13 protein-coding genes are annotated in these 17,114 nt (G+C 48.9%); 9 read left to right on the top strand and 4 right to left on the bottom strand.

Annotated features, from left to right (window positions below; translation table 11 throughout):
• Positions 1 to 77: 77 nt before the first annotated feature.
• The 4 genes from lolA to ACPUC7_RS16370 all read left to right on the top strand — a co-directional run bounded on the left by lolA (position 78) and on the right by ACPUC7_RS16370 (position 4,898).
• On the top strand, positions 78 to 689 hold the full coding sequence (lolA, locus tag ACPUC7_RS16385) for an outer membrane lipoprotein periplasmic chaperone LolA (RefSeq protein WP_343554578.1): 612 nt from the start codon (positions 78 to 80) through the stop codon (positions 687 to 689).
• A 7-nt stretch (positions 690 to 696) separates the two neighbouring features.
• Positions 697 to 2,043, top strand: coding sequence for a replication-associated recombination protein A (locus ACPUC7_RS16380; protein WP_494923708.1), 1,347 nt, complete (start codon positions 697 to 699; stop codon positions 2,041 to 2,043).
• A 97-nt stretch (positions 2,044 to 2,140) separates the two neighbouring features.
• A complete protein-coding gene (serS, locus tag ACPUC7_RS16375) occupies positions 2,141 to 3,433 on the top strand; it encodes a serine--tRNA ligase (protein ID WP_494923707.1) in 1,293 nt (430 codons plus the stop codon).
• Positions 3,434 to 3,746: 313 nt separating this feature from the next.
• Positions 3,747 to 4,898 carry an MFS transporter gene (locus ACPUC7_RS16370; RefSeq protein ID WP_494923706.1) on the top strand — a complete coding sequence of 384 codons (1,152 nt, stop codon included), beginning with the start codon at positions 3,747 to 3,749 and terminating at the stop codon, positions 4,896 to 4,898.
• A 48-nt stretch (positions 4,899 to 4,946) separates the two neighbouring features.
• On the opposite strand, the gene pflA is transcribed toward ACPUC7_RS16370, so the two are convergent.
• The 4 genes from pflA to ycaO all read right to left on the bottom strand — a co-directional run bounded on the left by pflA (position 4,947) and on the right by ycaO (position 11,175).
• Positions 4,947 to 5,687: a pyruvate formate lyase 1-activating protein gene (gene pflA, locus ACPUC7_RS16365; protein WP_494923705.1), complete on the bottom strand. Its 741-nt coding sequence runs from the start codon at positions 5,685 to 5,687 to the stop codon at positions 4,947 to 4,949.
• Between the two features lie 164 nt (positions 5,688 to 5,851).
• Positions 5,852 to 8,134 (bottom strand): formate C-acetyltransferase, encoded by a 2,283-nt coding sequence (gene pflB, locus ACPUC7_RS16360; protein ID WP_343554573.1) that lies wholly within the window; start codon positions 8,132 to 8,134, stop codon positions 5,852 to 5,854.
• A gap of 70 nt (positions 8,135 to 8,204) precedes the next feature.
• On the bottom strand, positions 8,205 to 9,065 hold the full coding sequence (focA, locus tag ACPUC7_RS16355; protein ID WP_494923704.1) for a formate transporter FocA: 861 nt from the start codon (positions 9,063 to 9,065) through the stop codon (positions 8,205 to 8,207).
• Positions 9,066 to 9,411: 346 nt separating this feature from the next.
• Positions 9,412 to 11,175 (bottom strand): 30S ribosomal protein S12 methylthiotransferase accessory factor YcaO, encoded by a 1,764-nt coding sequence (ycaO, locus tag ACPUC7_RS16350; protein ID WP_494923703.1) that lies wholly within the window; start codon positions 11,173 to 11,175, stop codon positions 9,412 to 9,414.
• 310 nt (positions 11,176 to 11,485) lie between these two features.
• Between ycaO and serC the strand changes: the two genes are divergently transcribed.
• From serC to ihfB, 5 genes are all read left to right on the top strand, one after another.
• A complete protein-coding gene (serC, locus tag ACPUC7_RS16345) occupies positions 11,486 to 12,571 on the top strand; it encodes a 3-phosphoserine/phosphohydroxythreonine transaminase (RefSeq protein ID WP_494923702.1) in 1,086 nt (361 codons plus the stop codon).
• 81 nt (positions 12,572 to 12,652) lie between these two features.
• The gene (gene aroA, locus ACPUC7_RS16340; RefSeq protein ID WP_494923701.1) at positions 12,653 to 13,939 is read left to right on the top strand and encodes a 3-phosphoshikimate 1-carboxyvinyltransferase; all 1,287 of its coding nucleotides are present in this window, start codon (positions 12,653 to 12,655) and stop codon (positions 13,937 to 13,939) included.
• 198 nt (positions 13,940 to 14,137) lie between these two features.
• The gene (gene cmk, locus ACPUC7_RS16335; protein ID WP_494923700.1) at positions 14,138 to 14,818 is read left to right on the top strand and encodes a (d)CMP kinase; all 681 of its coding nucleotides are present in this window, start codon (positions 14,138 to 14,140) and stop codon (positions 14,816 to 14,818) included.
• Positions 14,819 to 14,939: 121 nt separating this feature from the next.
• Positions 14,940 to 16,616 carry a 30S ribosomal protein S1 gene (gene rpsA / locus ACPUC7_RS16330; protein ID WP_494923760.1) on the top strand — a complete coding sequence of 559 codons (1,677 nt, stop codon included), beginning with the start codon at positions 14,940 to 14,942 and terminating at the stop codon, positions 16,614 to 16,616.
• Positions 16,617 to 16,702: 86 nt separating this feature from the next.
• Positions 16,703 to 16,987, top strand: a complete 285-nt coding sequence (ihfB, locus tag ACPUC7_RS16325) for an integration host factor subunit beta (protein WP_003849360.1) — start codon at positions 16,703 to 16,705, stop codon at positions 16,985 to 16,987.
• Positions 16,988 to 17,114 lie beyond the last annotated feature (127 nt).

Here is a 17,114-nt window from a genome sequence, read left to right as displayed (position 1 = left end):
TCCTGTCAAAGTGACAGGACGGCAACTACGTTTAATCGTGTAAGTGTCGGGAAACAATGAATAAGGAATCGAATCAGATGAAATTACACGTTATTGCCTGCGGCCTGTTGGCCAGCTTTGTTTCCGCATCAGTATTGGCGGATGCGTCAAGCGATTTACAACAGCGTCTGAATAAAGTGAATAGCTTCCATGCCAGCTTCAGCCAGAAAGTGACCGATGCTGGCGGCGCCAATGTGCAGGATGGCGAAGGCGAATTGTGGGTAAAACGACCGAGCTTGTTCAACTGGCACATGACTGCACCCGATGAAAGCGTAATCATTTCTGATGGCAAAAATCTGTGGTTCTATAATCCGTTTGTTGAGCAAGCCAGCGTAAGTTTGTTGCAAAACGCAGCCAGCAATACGCCGTTTATGTTGATTGCGCGTAACCAACCAAGCGATTGGAAGCAATACAACATTAAGCAGCAGGGCGATAATTTCGAGCTAACCCCGAAAGGCAGCGATGGGAACCTCAAGCAATTCACCATTAATGTGACCTCCTCCGGCACCATTAATAAGTTCAGCGCTATTGAGCAGGATGGTCAGCACAGTGATTATCAGCTGAAAAGCCAAAATAACGGTGCAATTAGCCCAGACAAATTTACCTTTACGCCGCCAAAAGGGGTAACGGTAGACGATCAACGTCAGTGAGGTCACAGTGAGTAACCTGTCTCTGGATTTTGCCCCATCGAATGAGTTTCAGCCGCTGGCTGCGCGTATGCGGCCGGCTACATTGCAGCAATATATTGGGCAGCAGCATCTGCTAGCACCTGGCAAACCGCTGCCGCGTGCAATTGAAGCAGGGCATTTGCATTCGATGATTTTGTGGGGGCCTCCGGGGACAGGCAAAACCACGCTTGCCGAAATAATCGGACATTATGGCAAAGCCGATGTTGAGCGTATTTCGGCAGTCACTTCTGGCGTTAAAGAGATTCGAGAAGCGATTGAGCGCGCACGTCAAAACCGCCAGGTTGGCCGTCGCACCATCTTGTTTGTTGATGAAGTACATCGTTTCAATAAAAGCCAGCAAGATGCGTTCCTGCCGCATATCGAAGATGGCACCATCACGTTTATTGGTGCCACCACAGAAAATCCTTCATTTGAACTGAACTCAGCGTTGCTGTCGCGGGCACGTGTTTACCTGTTGAAGTCGTTGACCACCGCTGACATTGAGCAAGTTCTGTTGCAAGCGATGCAGGATGAAGATCGCGGCTATGGCAAAAGCGACATTGTACTGCCAGAAAATACGCGGCGCATGATCGCCGAGCTGGTGAATGGTGATGCACGCCGTGCGTTAAATACGCTGGAAATGATGGCGGATATGGCAGAGCTCAATGCCGCGAATCAGCGAGAGTTAACACCGCAATTGCTTAATGAAGTGTCTGGAGAAAGAGCGGCGCGCTTTGATAATAAAGGCGACCGTTTTTACGATCTGATTTCCGCATTGCATAAGTCAGTGCGTGGATCCGCGCCGGATGCAGCGTTGTATTGGTATGCGCGTATCATCACCGCGGGTGGCGACCCGCTGTACGTTGCGCGGCGTTTGCTGGCGATCGCCTCGGAAGATGTCGGTAACGCTGATCCGCGTGGTATGCAGGTCGCACTTGCTGCGTGGGATTGTTTTACTCGCGTCGGGCCGGCCGAGGGCGAAAGGGCGATTGCTCAAGCTATCGTTTACCTCGCGAGCGCCCCGAAAAGCAATGCGGTTTATACCGCTTTTAAAGCGGCAATGCGTGATGCGCGTGAGTTCCCGGATTACGATGTACCGGAGCATTTGCGCAATGCGCCAACCAAACTCATGAAGGAAATGGGGCTGGGTAAGGAGTATCGTTATGCACATGACGAAACCAACGCTTATGCCGCTGGCGAAGTCTATTTCCCGCCTGAAATGGCACAAACTCGCTACTATCAGCCGAGCACACGCGGACTTGAGGGGAAAATTGGCGAAAAACTCGCCTGGCTGGCTGAGCAGGATCAAAATAGCCCGATAAAACGCTACCGCTGATAAACACCTTACGGTAAGGTGAGCAAGGATTTCATTGCATTCCATGGGGATGCATCCCGCCTTTCGTTCAATCAACCTTTTATTACACAGGATTAGCATGCTCGATCCCAACCTGCTGCGTAACGAGCCAGACGCAGTCGCAGAAAAACTGGCACGCCGAGGATTTAAACTGGATGTGGAAACCTTACGTTCGCTCGAAGAGCGCCGTAAAGTGTTGCAGGTAGAAACTGAAAATCTACAGGCTGAGCGCAATTCCCGATCCAAATCCATCGGTCAGGCCAAAGCACGTGGGGAAGACATCGAGCCGCTGCGTCAGGAAGTGAACGCACTGGGCGAACGCCTGGATGCGGCTAAAGCAGAACTGGATGTCTTGCAGAACAAAATTCGTGATTTTGCTTTGGCGCTGCCAAACCTGCCAGTAGACGAAGTTCCACTGGGCAAAGACGATAGCGAAAACCAGGAAGTCAGCCGTTGGGGCACGCCGCGCCAATTTGATTTCGCGGTAAAAGACCACGTTGAGCTGGGTGAAGCCGCCAAAGGGCTAGATTTCGCTGCTGCGGTTAAATTGACCGGCTCACGTTTCATCGTGATGCAAGGTCAAATCGCGCGACTGCATCGTGCTTTAAGCCAGTTTATGCTGGATTTGCATACGCAGCAGCACGGTTATCTCGAAACCTACGTTCCTTATTTGGTGAATCAGGAAACGCTCTATGGCACCGGTCAATTGCCGAAATTTGGTGAAGATCTGTTCCATACTAAGCCACTCGGCGAAGAAGCAGGCAGCAGCAACTACGCGCTGATCCCAACCGCAGAAGTGCCGCTGACCAATCTGGTGCGTGATGAGATCGTTGAAGAAGAATCTCTGCCGATCAAATTGACTGCACACACGCCATGCTTCCGTTCAGAAGCCGGTTCATACGGCCGCGATACTCGCGGTTTAATTCGTATGCACCAGTTCGATAAAGTTGAGATGGTACAAATTGTTGCGCCTGAAACCTCAATGGATGCGCTGGAAGAGTTGGTAGGCCACGCAGAAAAAGTGCTGCAGCTGCTAAATCTGCCATACCGTAAAGTGCTGCTCTGCACCGGCGATATGGGCTTTGGCTCCGCTAAAACCTACGACCTGGAAGTGTGGTTGCCAGCGCAAGATACTTATCGCGAAATCTCATCATGTTCTAACATGGGTGATTTCCAGGCGCGCCGTATGCAAGCTCGCTGCCGTAACAAAACCGATAAGAAACCTCGTTTGATGCATACGTTGAACGGTTCAGGTCTTGCGGTGGGGCGTACTCTGGTCGCGGTGTTGGAAAATTATCAACAAGCTGATGGCCGTATTGAAGTGCCAGAGGTGTTGCGTCCTTACATGGGCGGCTTGGAATTTGTTGGTTAATCAACACACTTTCTGAAAAACCCGGCAATGCCGGGTTTTTTGTTTCTTAAGCGATAAAATAATTATTTTTCACTAGGAATTAATCACAAATAAACGTTATCGATAGCATATGCATCCCAGACAGTAAAAATCACAAATTCAAATAGATAGAGAATATCCCAAGAAAGTTCTTACCCTCCGTAACCTGCTGAAGATAAAAAAAATAAATTGTTCTGCAGCAAATTGTGCGGCGGCTATTTTTTGCACATTGACTTTAAAATAGCTAATGGCAAACTGCGCGCAATTATTGTCATCTCTTTTGGTTTTACTCCCTATGTCAACCTGGTCGCGCCCCGTCGTTTTGCTGCTTTGCGGCTTAATGCTCATGACGGTGTCTATCGCTGTGCTTAATACGTTAGTGCCGCTTTGGCTTACTCATGATTTATTGCCAACCTGGCAAGTGGGTATGGCTAGCTCGTCGTATTACACCGGAAACTTGCTGGGCACACTGCTGGCGGGTTGGCTGATCAATCGTTACGGCTTCAACCGTTGTTTCTATCTGGCTAGCGTCTTGTTCGCGTTGGCTACGATGGGCATGGTTCTGCTGGACGGTTTTTACAGCTGGACCATGTTGCGCTTCATGGCTGGCGTCGGTTGTGCCTTGATCTGGGTAGTAGTTGAAAGTGCACTGTTGTGCAGTGGAACGGTTCGTAATCGTGGTCAACTACTGGCTGCATACATGATTATTTACTATCTCGGTACGGTTGCCGGTCAATTGTTAGTGAGTCGCGTATCGACAGAATTACTGCATGTGATTCCATGGGTAACTGCGTTAATTATTTGCGCCGTGTTGCCAGTGGTTTTCGTGCAGGCCAATGCCAGCGCGGCAACGGAGGAAGCTTCGACCGGACGTATTTGGATTATGCTGCGCCGTCGTAGCTCTCGCCTTGGTATCAATGGGTGCATCATCTCCGGCATCGTGTTGGGGTCGCTTTATGGATTGATGCCGCTGTATCTGTCACATCAAGGCATGAGCGATGCCACCGTTGGATATTGGATGGCTTTGTTAGTCAGTTCAGGCATCGTTGGGCAGTGGCCGATTGGGCGTCTGGCCGATCGTTTTGGTCGCCTAATGGTGCTTCGTGTGCAGGTTTTCGTGGTTATTTTAGGTGCTATTGCCATGCTTGGGGATGCGGCGATGGCTCCGGCGCTGTTTGTGTTGGGCTTGGCAGGTTTCACGCTTTATCCGGTGGCAATGTCTTGGGCGTGTGAAACGGTGGCGCATCATGAGCTCGTCGCGATGAATCAGGCGTTGCTGTTCAGCTACACGGTTGGCAGTTTGGTGGGGCCAGGAATGACATCAATGCTGATGCAGAATTATTCTGATCGCTTGCTGTTTGTGATGATTGCGGTGGTCGCGTTGGTGTATCTGGTGATGCTGTTGCGGAAAGCCGATCATCAGGCAACACCTGTGGCACATGCCTAAATTTGCAGAATTGAAAAGGGGAGCCAAGCGGCTCCCTTTTTTATGTCATTAATACATCACTTCATGACCATAACTGGCGAGGATACTTTTCACTCGCTCCATGGTTTCTTTGCTTGGCGGTTTTACGCCATCCAATTTGTACTCTTCACCCATGGCAATCCATTTGTGCTTGCCCAATTCATGATAAGGCAGCAATTCAATTTTCTCGATGTTATCCATATCTTTAGTGAATTCACCCAAACGATGAACGGAATCATCATCATCAGAGTAGCCCGGTACCACCACATAGCGAATCCACGTGCGTTTACCTTTCTTCTGTAGATAGCGGGCGAAATCTAGCGTGCGATGATTGGATACACCCACCAGAATTTCATGCACATCATCATTCATCTGCTTAAGATCGAGCATCACTAAATCAGTGGCTTCAAGTAGCTCATCGATCACTGGATCATAACGACGAACAAAGCCGTTGGTATCAAGGCAAGTATGAATTCCTTCAGCCTGGCATGCCCGGAACCAGTCACGTACAAATTCGGCTTGCAGAATTGCTTCGCCGCCAGAGGCCGTTACGCCGCCCCCGGATGCATTCATAAAGTGACGGTAAGAGAGTGCATCTTTCATCAATTCATCAACGGTAACTTCTTTACCGCCATGTGTGTCCCATGTATCGCGGTTATGGCAATACAAGCAGCGCATCAGACAGCCTTGGAAAAAGGTGATAAAGCGAATTCCCGGACCGTCTACAGTGCCGCAGGATTCAAAAGAGTGGATACGACCGATGCTTGACATTGCGATGTGTTCTCCATGTGAGCCTGAACCTCAGGCAGCACAATCTATGTTGTGCTCGAAAAGTGAAAGTCGATTTTGCCAGGTCGCCAGCAATAGAAAACTGGTAAAATAGACTTGTGGAGAAAAGGCTCCCGCAGGAGCCTTTAAATCTAAACTAAGTGTGATTACAGCGACTGAGTGAAAGTACGTGTAATAACATCTTGCTGCTGCTCTTTGGTCAGCGAGTTGAAGCGAACAGCATATCCGGACACGCGAATGGTAAGCTGTGGGTACTTCTCTGGATGTTCCATGGCATCTAACAGCATTTCACGGTTCATCACGTTGACGTTCAAATGCTGACCGCCTTCAATGTTGGCTTCATGGTGGAAGTAACCATCCATTAGGCCAGCAAGGTTGGTTTTACGCACGTTATCATCTTTACCCAGCGCATTTGGCACGATGGAGAAGGTGTAAGAGATACCGTCTTTGGCGTAAGCAAATGGCAGTTTCGCTACGGAGGTCAATGAAGCAACTGCACCTTTCTGATCGCGTCCGTGCATTGGGTTTGCACCTGGACCGAATGGCGCACCAGCACGACGTCCATCTGGGGTATTACCGGTTTTCTTACCATAAACCACGTTAGAAGTGATGGTGAGAACCGACTGCGTTGGCACGGCGTTACGGTAGGTTTGCAGTTTCTGAATTTTCTTCATGAAACGTTCAACCAAATCGCAAGCCATATCATCTACGCGTGAATCGTTGTTACCGAACTGCGGATATTCGCCTTCGATTTCGAAATCGACCGCTAAACCATCTTCATCACGGATAGTTTTTACTTTGGCATATTTAATCGCAGACAGTGAGTCAGCCGCGACTGACAGACCTGCGATACCACACGCCATGGTGCGATAAACATCACGATCGTGCAGCGCCATCAGCGAAGCTTCGTAGCTGTACTTATCATGCATGTAGTGGATGATATTCAGGGAAGTGACGTACTGCTTAGCCAGCCAATCCATGAAGTGATCCAAACGCTCCATCACGACGTCGAAATCGAGAATTTCATCAGTAATTGGCTTCTCTTTCGGGCCAACCTGCATTTTCAATTTCTCATCCACACCGCCATTGATTGCGTACAGCAGAGTTTTGGCGAGGTTGGCGCGTGCACCAAAGAACTGCATCTGCTTACCGACAATCATTGGACTCACGCAGCAAGCAATTGCGTAATCGTCGTTGTCGAAGTCTGGGCGCATCAGGTCATCATTTTCGTACTGCAATGAAGAGGTATCGATGGAGACTTTAGCAGCGTATTTTTTAAAGTTAACCGGCAGTTTTTCAGACCACAAAATGGTCATGTTAGGTTCCGGAGAAGGACCCATGGTGTACAGCGTGTTCAGGAAGCGGAAGGTGCTTTTAGTCACCAAGGTACGCCCATCAACGCCCATACCTGCCAGAGATTCTGTCGCCCAAATTGGGTCGCCAGAGAACAGCTCATCGTATTCTGGGGTGCGCAAGAAACGCACCATACGCAGTTTCATCACCAGATGGTCAATCAGTTCCTGCGCATCTTCTTCAGTCAGTTTACCGGCCTGAATATCACGATCGATATACACGTCAAGGAAGGTTGATACGCGACCAAATGACATTGCGGCGCCGTTCTGCGATTTAACCGCAGCGAGATAACCGTAGTAAGTCCACTGCACCGCTTCTTGCGCGGTTGTCGCTGGCAGTGAGATATCAGAACCGTACTTAGCAGCCATTTCTTTAATCTGGCCCAATGCGCGATGCTGTTCAGAAATCTCTTCACGTAAACGAATGGTGGCTTCGAGATTAACGCCGTTTTCCATATCGCTTTGCAGAGAGTTGAACTGCGCCACTTTGTCTTTCATCAGGAAGTCGATGCCGTACAAGGCAACGCGACGATAGTCACCAATGATGCGGCCACGGCCATAGGCATCTGGTAAACCGGTCAGCACGCCTGATTTGCGGCAGCGCATGATGTCTGGTGTATAAACATCAAATACGCCTTGGTTGTGAGTTTTACGATAATCAGTGAAGACTTTTTTTAGCGCTGGATCGAGTTCGCGACCATAAACTTTACAAGAGCCTTCAACCATTTTGATGCCACCGAATGGAATGATGGCACGTTTCAGAGGCGCTTCAGTTTGCAGGCCAACAATTTTTTCCAGTGATTTACTGATGTAACCGGCATCGTGCGAAGTAATGGTTGACGCTAAGTCGGTATCGAAATCGACCGGAGCATGCGTGCGGTTTTCAATTTTGATGCCTTCAAGCACGCTTTCCCACAACTTATCTGTTGCCGGAGTTGCACCTGCCAGGAAGGATTCATCACCTTCATACGGCGTGTAGTTTTTTTGGATAAAGTCACGGACATTGACGCTATTCTGCCATTCGCCGGCGCTAAATCCTTCCCAGGCTGACGCCATTTTTTCATTCAGTTCGGACATGATATACCTGCCTTATTTAGGGAGACTTTGATGCATTGGCGCGCTGATTGAGCGCGCCTATACCAATTAATTAATGCACCGGCTCGTTGCCACGCAGATAGATTACCCAGTAGGTCAAACCTACAAGCAATCCACCGCCGATAATGTTGCCGATGGTCACAGGAATGAGGTTGTTGACAATAAAATCGCCAACATTGAGTGATTGAAATTGTGCTGCACTTGAACCGGCCATTTGCCAGAATTCAGGGCTGGCGAAATCGCGAATAACGATCGCCATTGGGATGAGGAACATGTTGGCGATGCTGTGTTCAAAACCTGAAGCAACAAACATGGCGACGGGCAAAATCATTGCAAGCATCTTGTCTACCAAACTGCGACCGGAATAACTCATCCATACCGCCAGGCAAACCATCAAATTAGCTAGCGTGCCCAAGCTAACGGCTTCAATAAAAGTGTGATGCATTTTATGGTCTGCAGTTTGCAGAACATTTAATCCCCAGGCTCCATTAGCCACCATGTGTTCGCCTGCGAACCAGATCAATGCCACAAAGAACAGTGCGCCGAAGAGATTACCGACGTAAACGTTGAGCCAGTGTCGGCCCAATTGCAGCCAGTTGATCCGCCCGCTGGCTTTAGCAACCACGATCAGCACCGTTGAGGTGAACAAATCTGCACCACAAACGACTACCAGCATTAAACCGAGAGAAAAACAAATACCGCCAATGAGTTTGGCTATGCCATAAGGCATTGCGCCACTTCCGGTGGTGGCAGTGATATAGAAGACAAATGCTATAGAGATAAATACGCCAGCAGTGATGGCAAGGAAGAAAGTCGTTAAGGGATGTTTAGTAGCTTTATATACACCAGCTTCTTCTGCAACTTTTGCCATTGCTGCCGGTAATAATGAATTAAAAGGGTTGTCAGCTTTCACACTAACTATCTCCAAAAATTGCCTGTAAAGATACTAACAAAGGAGTATAGGTCAGAAATTGATATGGATCATATTTGCCTGGAAGGTGGCGGGTAAGCGAAACGATAAAGATGGGTTTTTGTGGTTAAATAATTGAAAATATTAAAATAAATAATTTTTAATTTATGCAAAATAAGTTGAATGGTATAGCTGTGATGCTCTAAGTTGTTAAAATAAATTAACGATTGAATCTCAATTGTTATTAAATATTCGGTTTATTTTGATATGAATTTTCATCATAAAAAATGGCACTGATTTTCAGTGCCATTTGCTCTTTTTTAATCAAACGATCATCAAATATTAATAATTACTTTTTCGACCAATAGCGTCGTTTAGCTGCCTGTAATTTCTCATAAGCCGCTAACAGTGATTGATGTGCAGGGAAGGCTTTTAAGTCCAGGTCGACGGCTTGCAATCCATAGAAAGGTGCTTCGCCACTCAACGCGGCTGAAGCTGCATCAACCGCAGCTTGACCATACATGCGGGTAAATGCACGATGATATTGCAGCGGATCGCGCTCTTCTTCCATTGCCAGCAGCAGCAGCGTCTGTAGGCAGCGATAATAGTTTGCGCGCTCTTCGCTGAAGATGGACTGGTTAAACTCCATGGTCCATTCAGTCCAGATTAATGCCTGATCTAAATCGCCACCGGCCAGCGCCAGCATCGCTTTAAGCTCACCAATACGCAGCGTATACCAGCCATTGTCTTTGCCCGAAGCTAAGCCGAGCAGTTCGCGCACGCGAGTAAAGTCATCGTGGCCTTCCTCATCCAATTGCACAATAAGTTCGAGGTAAGCTTCTGGCTCCCACTCACTTTCAGGCAGCGCAAGCAGTGTTTCACGCAACGGTGCGCCCATGCTGTTATTTGCCAGGAGCAGATCTTCAGCAGGATAGATGTCAGACATGCCAGGTACGATAATACGGCAAGCATAAACACTCAGGTGCTCATAATCCGCGATATAAACTTCTTTATCTTCTGCGCGGAAAATCGCCATCAAGGTATCGAACTCTTCGTGCGTCGAGCCTGCGAAGCTCCAATCGACGAAAGGATAATCCGCATCGTCTTTGAACATATCCCATGAAATCAAACCGCTGGAATCGATGAAGTGCGTCTCCAGGTTAGCGTGTTCAGCGACTTCTTCATCATCAAAGGTGGGTGGTGTGAAAACATCAAGGTCTTTCAGGCCACGGCCTTGCAGCAATTCAGTGACGGTACGTTCCAGGGCGACGCCAAAGTCTGGATGCGCGCCGAATGAGGCGAAGCAGGTACCGTTTGCTGGGTTGAATAGCACCACGCAAATGACCGGGTATTTGCCACCTAACGAAGCGTCATAAGAGAAGATTGGGAAACCTTCGGCTTCCAAACGCTCAATCGCTTCAATCACCCCAGGGTAGCGTTGCATCACTTCGGCAGGAATTTCTGGCAGGCTGATAGATTCCGCAATGATGCGGTTTTTAATATGACGCTCAAAGACTTCAGACAAACCCTGTACGCGGGCTTCATTTGCGGTATTACCCGCTGACATGCCGTTTGATACATACAGATTGCCGATGATGTTCATCGGAATATAAACCGTTTGCTGATCGGACTGACGGGTAAAGGGCAGGCCGCAAATACCACGTTCTTCATTACCTGATTGCAGGTCAATCAATTCAGAAGCACCAAGGCTCTCTTCTGGATCGTAGAATTTACGCAGGCGTGCATCCAAAATGCCGTCCGGCAGGCTGTCATCTTCCGTTAACGGGAACCATTTCTCATTCGGATAGTGAACGAAATCACCATCCGCAATGGTCTGGCCCAACCAAAAATCGGCAAAGAAATAGTTTGTTGAGAGGCGTTCAAAATATTCACCCAACGCGGAAGCCAGCGCCGCTTTCTTACTTGCACCTTTGCCGTTGGTGAAACACAGCGGACAATCACGATCGCGAATATGCACTGACCAAACGTGAGGTACCGGATTAAGCCATGAAGCTTCTTCGATATTGAAACCAAGGTCTTGCAGTTTCTGTTGGAAGCGGGCAATGGAATCTTCCAATGCGGCGTCTTTTCCGGGGATAAATGTTTGCGTCATGATGGCGCTCTCTCAAGTCGATGGGGTGGGCGTAAAGCGCGCAATAATACGGGTTTTATGCGTGCTTCGCTATTCAGTCTGCCAAATTTATCTCAGCCTAACCGCGGCCTTTCCACTACTTACTTGTCTGAATTTGCTTCCTGAAGCCGCCTCACAAAATTCCGTATCGTAATACATTTATGACATAAGCTGCGGTGAGGCTGGCTCTGGAAATGTGATCGTCGCCGGATTAATGATTGCAGCCTAAAGGAGGCAATGATAAAACCGGTGAAGTATTCATAACCGTTCGATATGACAGTGGTGAGGGGAAATGACGCAGGTTTATAATTTTAGCTCTGGTCCAGCAATGCTACCGGTAGAAGTGCTCCGTCGCGCAGAACAAGAACTGACAAACTGGCACGGGTTAGGTACTTCGGTGATGGAAATCAGTCACCGTAGCAAGGAGTTTATTGCTGTCGCAGAAGCGGCAGAACAAGATTTTCGCGATCTGCTGAAAATCCCTGCTAACTACAAAGTTTTATTCTGCCACGGTGGCGCGCGTGCGCAATTCGCTGCGATTCCTGGCAATTTACTCGGTGACGCGAAATCAGCGGATTACATTGACGGCGGATATTGGGCACATAGCGCCATCAAAGAAGCTGAAAAATTCTGTACACCAAATACCATTGATGTCAAAACCACGCGCGATGGTAAACGGGCTTTGTTACCAATGCGTGAATGGCAGTTAAATGATGACGCGGCTTACGTTCATTTCTGCCCCAACGAAACCATTGATGGTATCGCCATTGATGAAGAACCGGACTTCGGTGACAAAGTCGTGGTAGCCGATCTCTCTTCTACTATTCTGTCACGCCCGCTAGATATCAATCGTTATGGCGTTATTTATGCTGGCGCGCAGAAAAACATTGGCCCTGCTGGTTTAACGCTGGTGGTGGTGCGTGAAGATCTGTTAGGCAAAGCCCAGCGTTGGGTTCCTTCAATCCTTGACTACAAGGTGTTGGCTGAAAACGAATCAATGTTCAACACGCCACCAACCTTTGCTTGGTATCTCTCAGGCCTGGTATTCAAATGGCTGAAAGAGAAGGGCGGAGTCGCTGAAATGGACAAGGTTAATCAGGCTAAAGCTGATCTGCTGTATGGCGTGATTGATAACAGTGCATTTTATCGTAACGACGTTGCAGCGGAGAACCGTTCACGTATGAACGTGCCATTCCAATTGGCTGACGCAGCATTAGATAAAATCTTCCTTGATGAGTCGCTTAAAGCCGGTCTTCACGCGCTTAAAGGACATCGCGTGGTTGGCGGTATGCGTGCATCGATCTACAATGCGATGCCGCTTGAAGGTGTGAAAGCCTTGACTGAATTTATGGTCGACTTCGAACGTCGTCACGGCTAATTGTATTATTCATGCCAGTTTAACTGGTAGCAGACCCCGTCATACGATGGGGTCTCGTATTTTCTGGAGATTTGGTTTCACATGCAGGACTCCCTGACTCTACAGCCGATTGCCCGCGTTGACGGCACGGTAAACTTACCGGGTTCAAAAAGTGTTTCTAACCGTGCGCTGTTATTGGCTGCGCTGGCAAACGGCACGACTCGGCTGACCAACTTGTTGGATAGCGATGATGTCAAACACATGCTCAATGCGCTTGAAGCATTGGGTGTTAGTTTCACGCTTTCGGCGGATCGCACTGTTTGCGAAGTAGTCGGCAATGCGGGACCTTTACATGCAGATCAACCTCTTGAGCTGTTTCTCGGCAATGCCGGTACGGCGATGCGTCCGTTAGCGGCCGCGCTGTGCTTAGGACAGCAGTCGGTGGTATTGACCGGCGAACCACGCATGAAAGAACGCCCGATTGGTCACCTTGTTGATGCTCTTCGTCAGGGCGGAGCAAATATCGATTATCTGGAGCAGACCGATTATCCACCTTTGCGCCTCAACGGCGGATTTATTGGTGGAGAAGTCAGTGTAGACGGTAGCGTATCAAGCCAGTTTTTAACCGCTCTGTTGATGGCAGCGCCGTTGGCGCAACAAGACACCACCATCACGATCAAAGGTGATTTGGTTTCCAAGCCTTACATTGATATCACCTTGCACTTGATGCGCTGCTTCGGTGTTGAAGTCGATAATCAGAATTACCAGTGCTTCGTTGTTAAAGGCCAGCAGCAATATCAATCACCAGGTGACTATCTGGTTGAAGGTGATGCTTCATCAGCTTCTTATTTCCTTGCTGCAGCAGCCATCAAAGGCGGCACTGTTCGCGTTACAGGTATTGGCCGTAATAGCGTGCAGGGCGATATCCGTTTTGCTGATGTGTTGGAAAAAATGGGCGCGATAATAGAGTGGGGCGATGATTACATCTCCTGCACGCGTGGTTCACTCACCGCTATCGATATGGATATGAATCACATTCCCGATGCGGCGATGACCATTGCCACCACTGCGCTGTTTGCACAAGGCACTACGCTGATGCGCAATATCTACAACTGGCGCGTAAAAGAAACCGATCGCCTGGCAGCAATGGCTACTGAATTACGTAAAGTGGGTGCCGAAGTGGAAGAGGGGCACGACTTCATTCGTGTGACACCGCCAGCGCAGTTGCAACATGCTGATATTGGGACGTATAACGATCACCGCATGGCGATGTGTTTTGCACTGGTGGCACTATCAGATACTCCCGTAACGATTCTCGATCCTGGCTGTACGGCAAAAACTTTCCCGGATTATTTCCAGCAGTTGGCGAAAATCAGTCATATCGCCTAATCTCTCCTCCCGGTGCATCAGCGCCGGGTTTCTTTGCTTACATTTGGCCTTATCCGGCGGAAATTGTTCTGAATCTGTCTATATTTCTAGCGCTGTCTACGCTAAAGGGTAACGAACTTGACGCGGGCAGCGTATAATGTCGCGCAATCCAGATGGCCAAGAAGGCTGACAAAAAGCACGCAGTAACAGGAGAGAACAATGACGGCAATCGCCCCGGTTATTACCATAGATGGGCCAAGTGGCGCGGGTAAAGGGACCTTATGTAAAGCGATGGCGGAGTCGTTGCAGTGGCACTTATTGGATTCAGGCGCTATCTATCGCGTATTGGCTTTGGCTGCACTGCATCATCAAGTGGACATTGAATCTGAAGAAGCGCTGGTACCTATGGCTGCGCATCTTGATGTCCGTTTCCTCTCAGTAGACGGTGAAATGCAAGTGGTGCTGGAAGGTGAAGATGTGACTGGTGAAATTCGCACGCAGGAAGTAAGCAATACCGCTTCGCGCGTTGCTGCTTTTCCGCGCGTACGTGAAGCACTCTTACGTCGTCAACGCGCTTTCCGTGAAGACCCTGGGTTAATTGCGGATGGACGTGATATGGGAACCGTAGTTTTCCCGGATGCACCAGTAAAAATTTTCCTCGACGCGAGTTCGGAAGAGCGCGCGCATCGCCGTATGCTACAGTTGCAGGAGAAGGGCTTTAGTGTTAACTTTGATCGCCTTTTATCCGAGATAAAGGAACGCGACGACCGTGATCGTAATCGCGCCATCGCACCTTTAGTGCCTGCCACAGATGCTCTGGTACTGGATTCAACCAGTATGTCAATTGAGCAAGTGATTGAAAAGGCGCTTGATTATGCTAAGCAGAAGCTAGGCATTTAATCTTTCGGCAACCGAATTGCTGTAACCCTGTACCAAGGACCCGGTGCAGGGCATGTGAAACAACCCCATCCGACAATGAAGTCAGGTGGACGTTAAATTGAAGAATCCTAAGATTATCAATATGACTGAATCTTTTGCTCAACTCTTTGAAGAGTCCCTGAAAGAAATCGAAACCCGTCCGGGTTCCATCGTTCGTGGCGTTGTTGTCTCTATCGACAAAGACGTAGTTCTGGTTGATGCGGGTCTGAAATCTGAATCTGCAATTCCTGCAGAGCAGTTCAAGAACGCAGCCGGCGAACTGGAAATCCAGGTAGGCGACGAAGTTGACGTTGCGCTGGACGCAGTAGAAGACGGCTTCGGTGAAACCCTGCTGTCCCGTGAGAAAGCTAAACGTCATGAAGCTTGGATCACGCTGGAAAAAGCTTACGAAGACGCTGAAACTGTTACCGGTGTTATCAACGGCAAAGTTAAAGGTGGCTTCACAGTTGAGCTGAACGGTATTCGTGCGTTCCTGCCAGGTTCATTGGTAGACGTTCGTCCAGTTCGCGACACTCTGCACCTGGAAGGCAAAGAGCTTGAATTCAAAGTAATCAAGCTTGATCAGAAACGTAACAACGTCGTGGTTTCACGTCGTGCAGTTATCGAATCTGAAAACAGCGCTGAACGTGATCAGCTGCTGGAAAACCTGCAGGAAGGCATGGAAGTTAAAGGTATCGTTAAGAACCTCACTGACTACGGTGCATTCGTGGATCTGGGCGGTGTTGACGGCCTGCTGCACATTACCGATATGGCTTGGAAACGCGTTAAGCATCCGAGCGAAATCGTCAACGTGGGCGACGAAATCACTGTTAAAGTGCTGAAGTTCGACCGCGAGCGTACTCGTGTATCTCTGGGCCTGAAGCAACTGGGCGAAGATCCATGGGTAGCTATCGCTAAGCGCTATCCAGAAGGCACTAAGCTGACTGGTCGTGTTACCAACCTGACTGATTACGGCTGCTTCGTAGAAATCGAAGAAGGCGTTGAAGGTCTGGTACACGTTTCTGAAATGGACTGGACCAACAAAAACATCCATCCGTCTAAAGTTGTAAACGTAGGCGACGTGGTTGAAGTAATGGTTCTGGACATCGATGAAGAGCGTCGTCGTATCTCCCTGGGCCTGAAGCAGTGCAAATCTAACCCATGGCAGCTGTTCGCTGAGACCCACAACAAAGGCGATCGCGTTGAAGGTAAAATCAAGTCAATCACTGACTTCGGTATCTTCATCGGTCTGGACGGTGGCATCGACGGTCTGGTTCACCTGTCAGACATCTCCTGGAACGCGACTGGCGAAGAAGCCGTTCGTGAGTACAAAAAAGGCGACGAAATCGCTGCCGTTGTACTGCAGGTTGATGCAGAGCGCGAGCGCATCTCTCTGGGCGTGAAGCAGTTGGCTGAAGATCCATTCAACAACTACATCACCCTGAACAAGAAAGGCGCTATCGTGACTGGTAAAGTCACTGCAGTTGACGCGAAAGGTGCTACAGTAGAATTAGCTGACGGCGTAGAGGGTTACCTGCGCGCTTCTGAAGCTTCTCTGGACCGCATCGAAGACGCAACTCTGGTTCTGAGTGTTGGTGACGACGTTGAAGCTAAATTCACCGGCGTTGACCGTAAGAACCGCGTTGTAAGCCTGTCTGTTCGTGCTAAAGACCAGGCTGACGAGAAAGAAGCCATCAATACTGTTAACACCAAACAGGAAGAAGGCGGCAACTTCTCTAGCGCAATGGCTGAAGCGTTCAAAGCGGCTAAAGGCGAGTAATCGACCTAAGGCACCGGACGATGAAAATCGTCCGGTTTCGGTAAAAGCTGTCATACCTTTCCAATCAAGGATTAACCGGAGGTTACATGACCAAGTCAGAACTAATTGAAAGACTTGCTGGCCAGCATACTCATATCCCGGCGAAAGTCGTTGAGGATGCGGTCAAAGAGATGCTTGAGCACATGGCCACTACGTTGGCACAAGGCGAGCGCATTGAAATCCGGGGATTCGGCAGTTTTTCTTTGCATTACCGCGCACCACGTACGGGTCGTAACCCGAAAACGGGTGATAAAGTGGATCTGGAAGGTAAATACGTTCCCCACTTTAAGCCGGGCAAAGAATTGCGTGACCGTGCGAATATCTACGGCTAAGCCGTTACCGAACGACAAAAACGACACTTTCGAGTGTCGTTTTTTTTGGACAAAATTCAGCAATGAGAGCCAGCTTCTAAAACCATGCTATCCAAAATGTAACAGCTGAAAAATACTTCAACTTGCC

This window comes from Pantoea sp. CFCC18179, from assembly GCF_059412405.1.
The sequence above is the reverse complement of the archived record's forward strand: the minus strand, read 5'-3'. Positions and strand labels throughout refer to the sequence as shown.

Coding starts and splice junctions, on each gene's coding strand:
- pflA (WP_494923705.1), bottom strand. CDS start 5,687: ATGTCAAGCATCGGTCGTATCCACTCTTTTGAATCCTGCGGCACTGTA.
- serC (WP_494923702.1), top strand. CDS start 11,486: ATGACGCAGGTTTATAATTTTAGCTCTGGTCCAGCAATGCTACCGGTA.
- serS (WP_494923707.1), top strand. CDS start 2,141: ATGCTCGATCCCAACCTGCTGCGTAACGAGCCAGACGCAGTCGCAGAA.
- aroA (WP_494923701.1), top strand. CDS start 12,653: ATGCAGGACTCCCTGACTCTACAGCCGATTGCCCGCGTTGACGGCACG.
- cmk (WP_494923700.1), top strand. CDS start 14,138: ATGACGGCAATCGCCCCGGTTATTACCATAGATGGGCCAAGTGGCGCG.
- rpsA (WP_494923760.1), top strand. CDS start 14,940: ATGACTGAATCTTTTGCTCAACTCTTTGAAGAGTCCCTGAAAGAAATC.
- ACPUC7_RS16370 (WP_494923706.1), top strand. CDS start 3,747: ATGTCAACCTGGTCGCGCCCCGTCGTTTTGCTGCTTTGCGGCTTAATG.
- pflB (WP_343554573.1), bottom strand. CDS start 8,134: ATGTCCGAACTGAATGAAAAAATGGCGTCAGCCTGGGAAGGATTTAGC.
- ycaO (WP_494923703.1), bottom strand. CDS start 11,175: ATGACGCAAACATTTATCCCCGGAAAAGACGCCGCATTGGAAGATTCC.
- lolA (WP_343554578.1), top strand. CDS start 78: ATGAAATTACACGTTATTGCCTGCGGCCTGTTGGCCAGCTTTGTTTCC.
- ihfB (WP_003849360.1), top strand. CDS start 16,703: ATGACCAAGTCAGAACTAATTGAAAGACTTGCTGGCCAGCATACTCAT.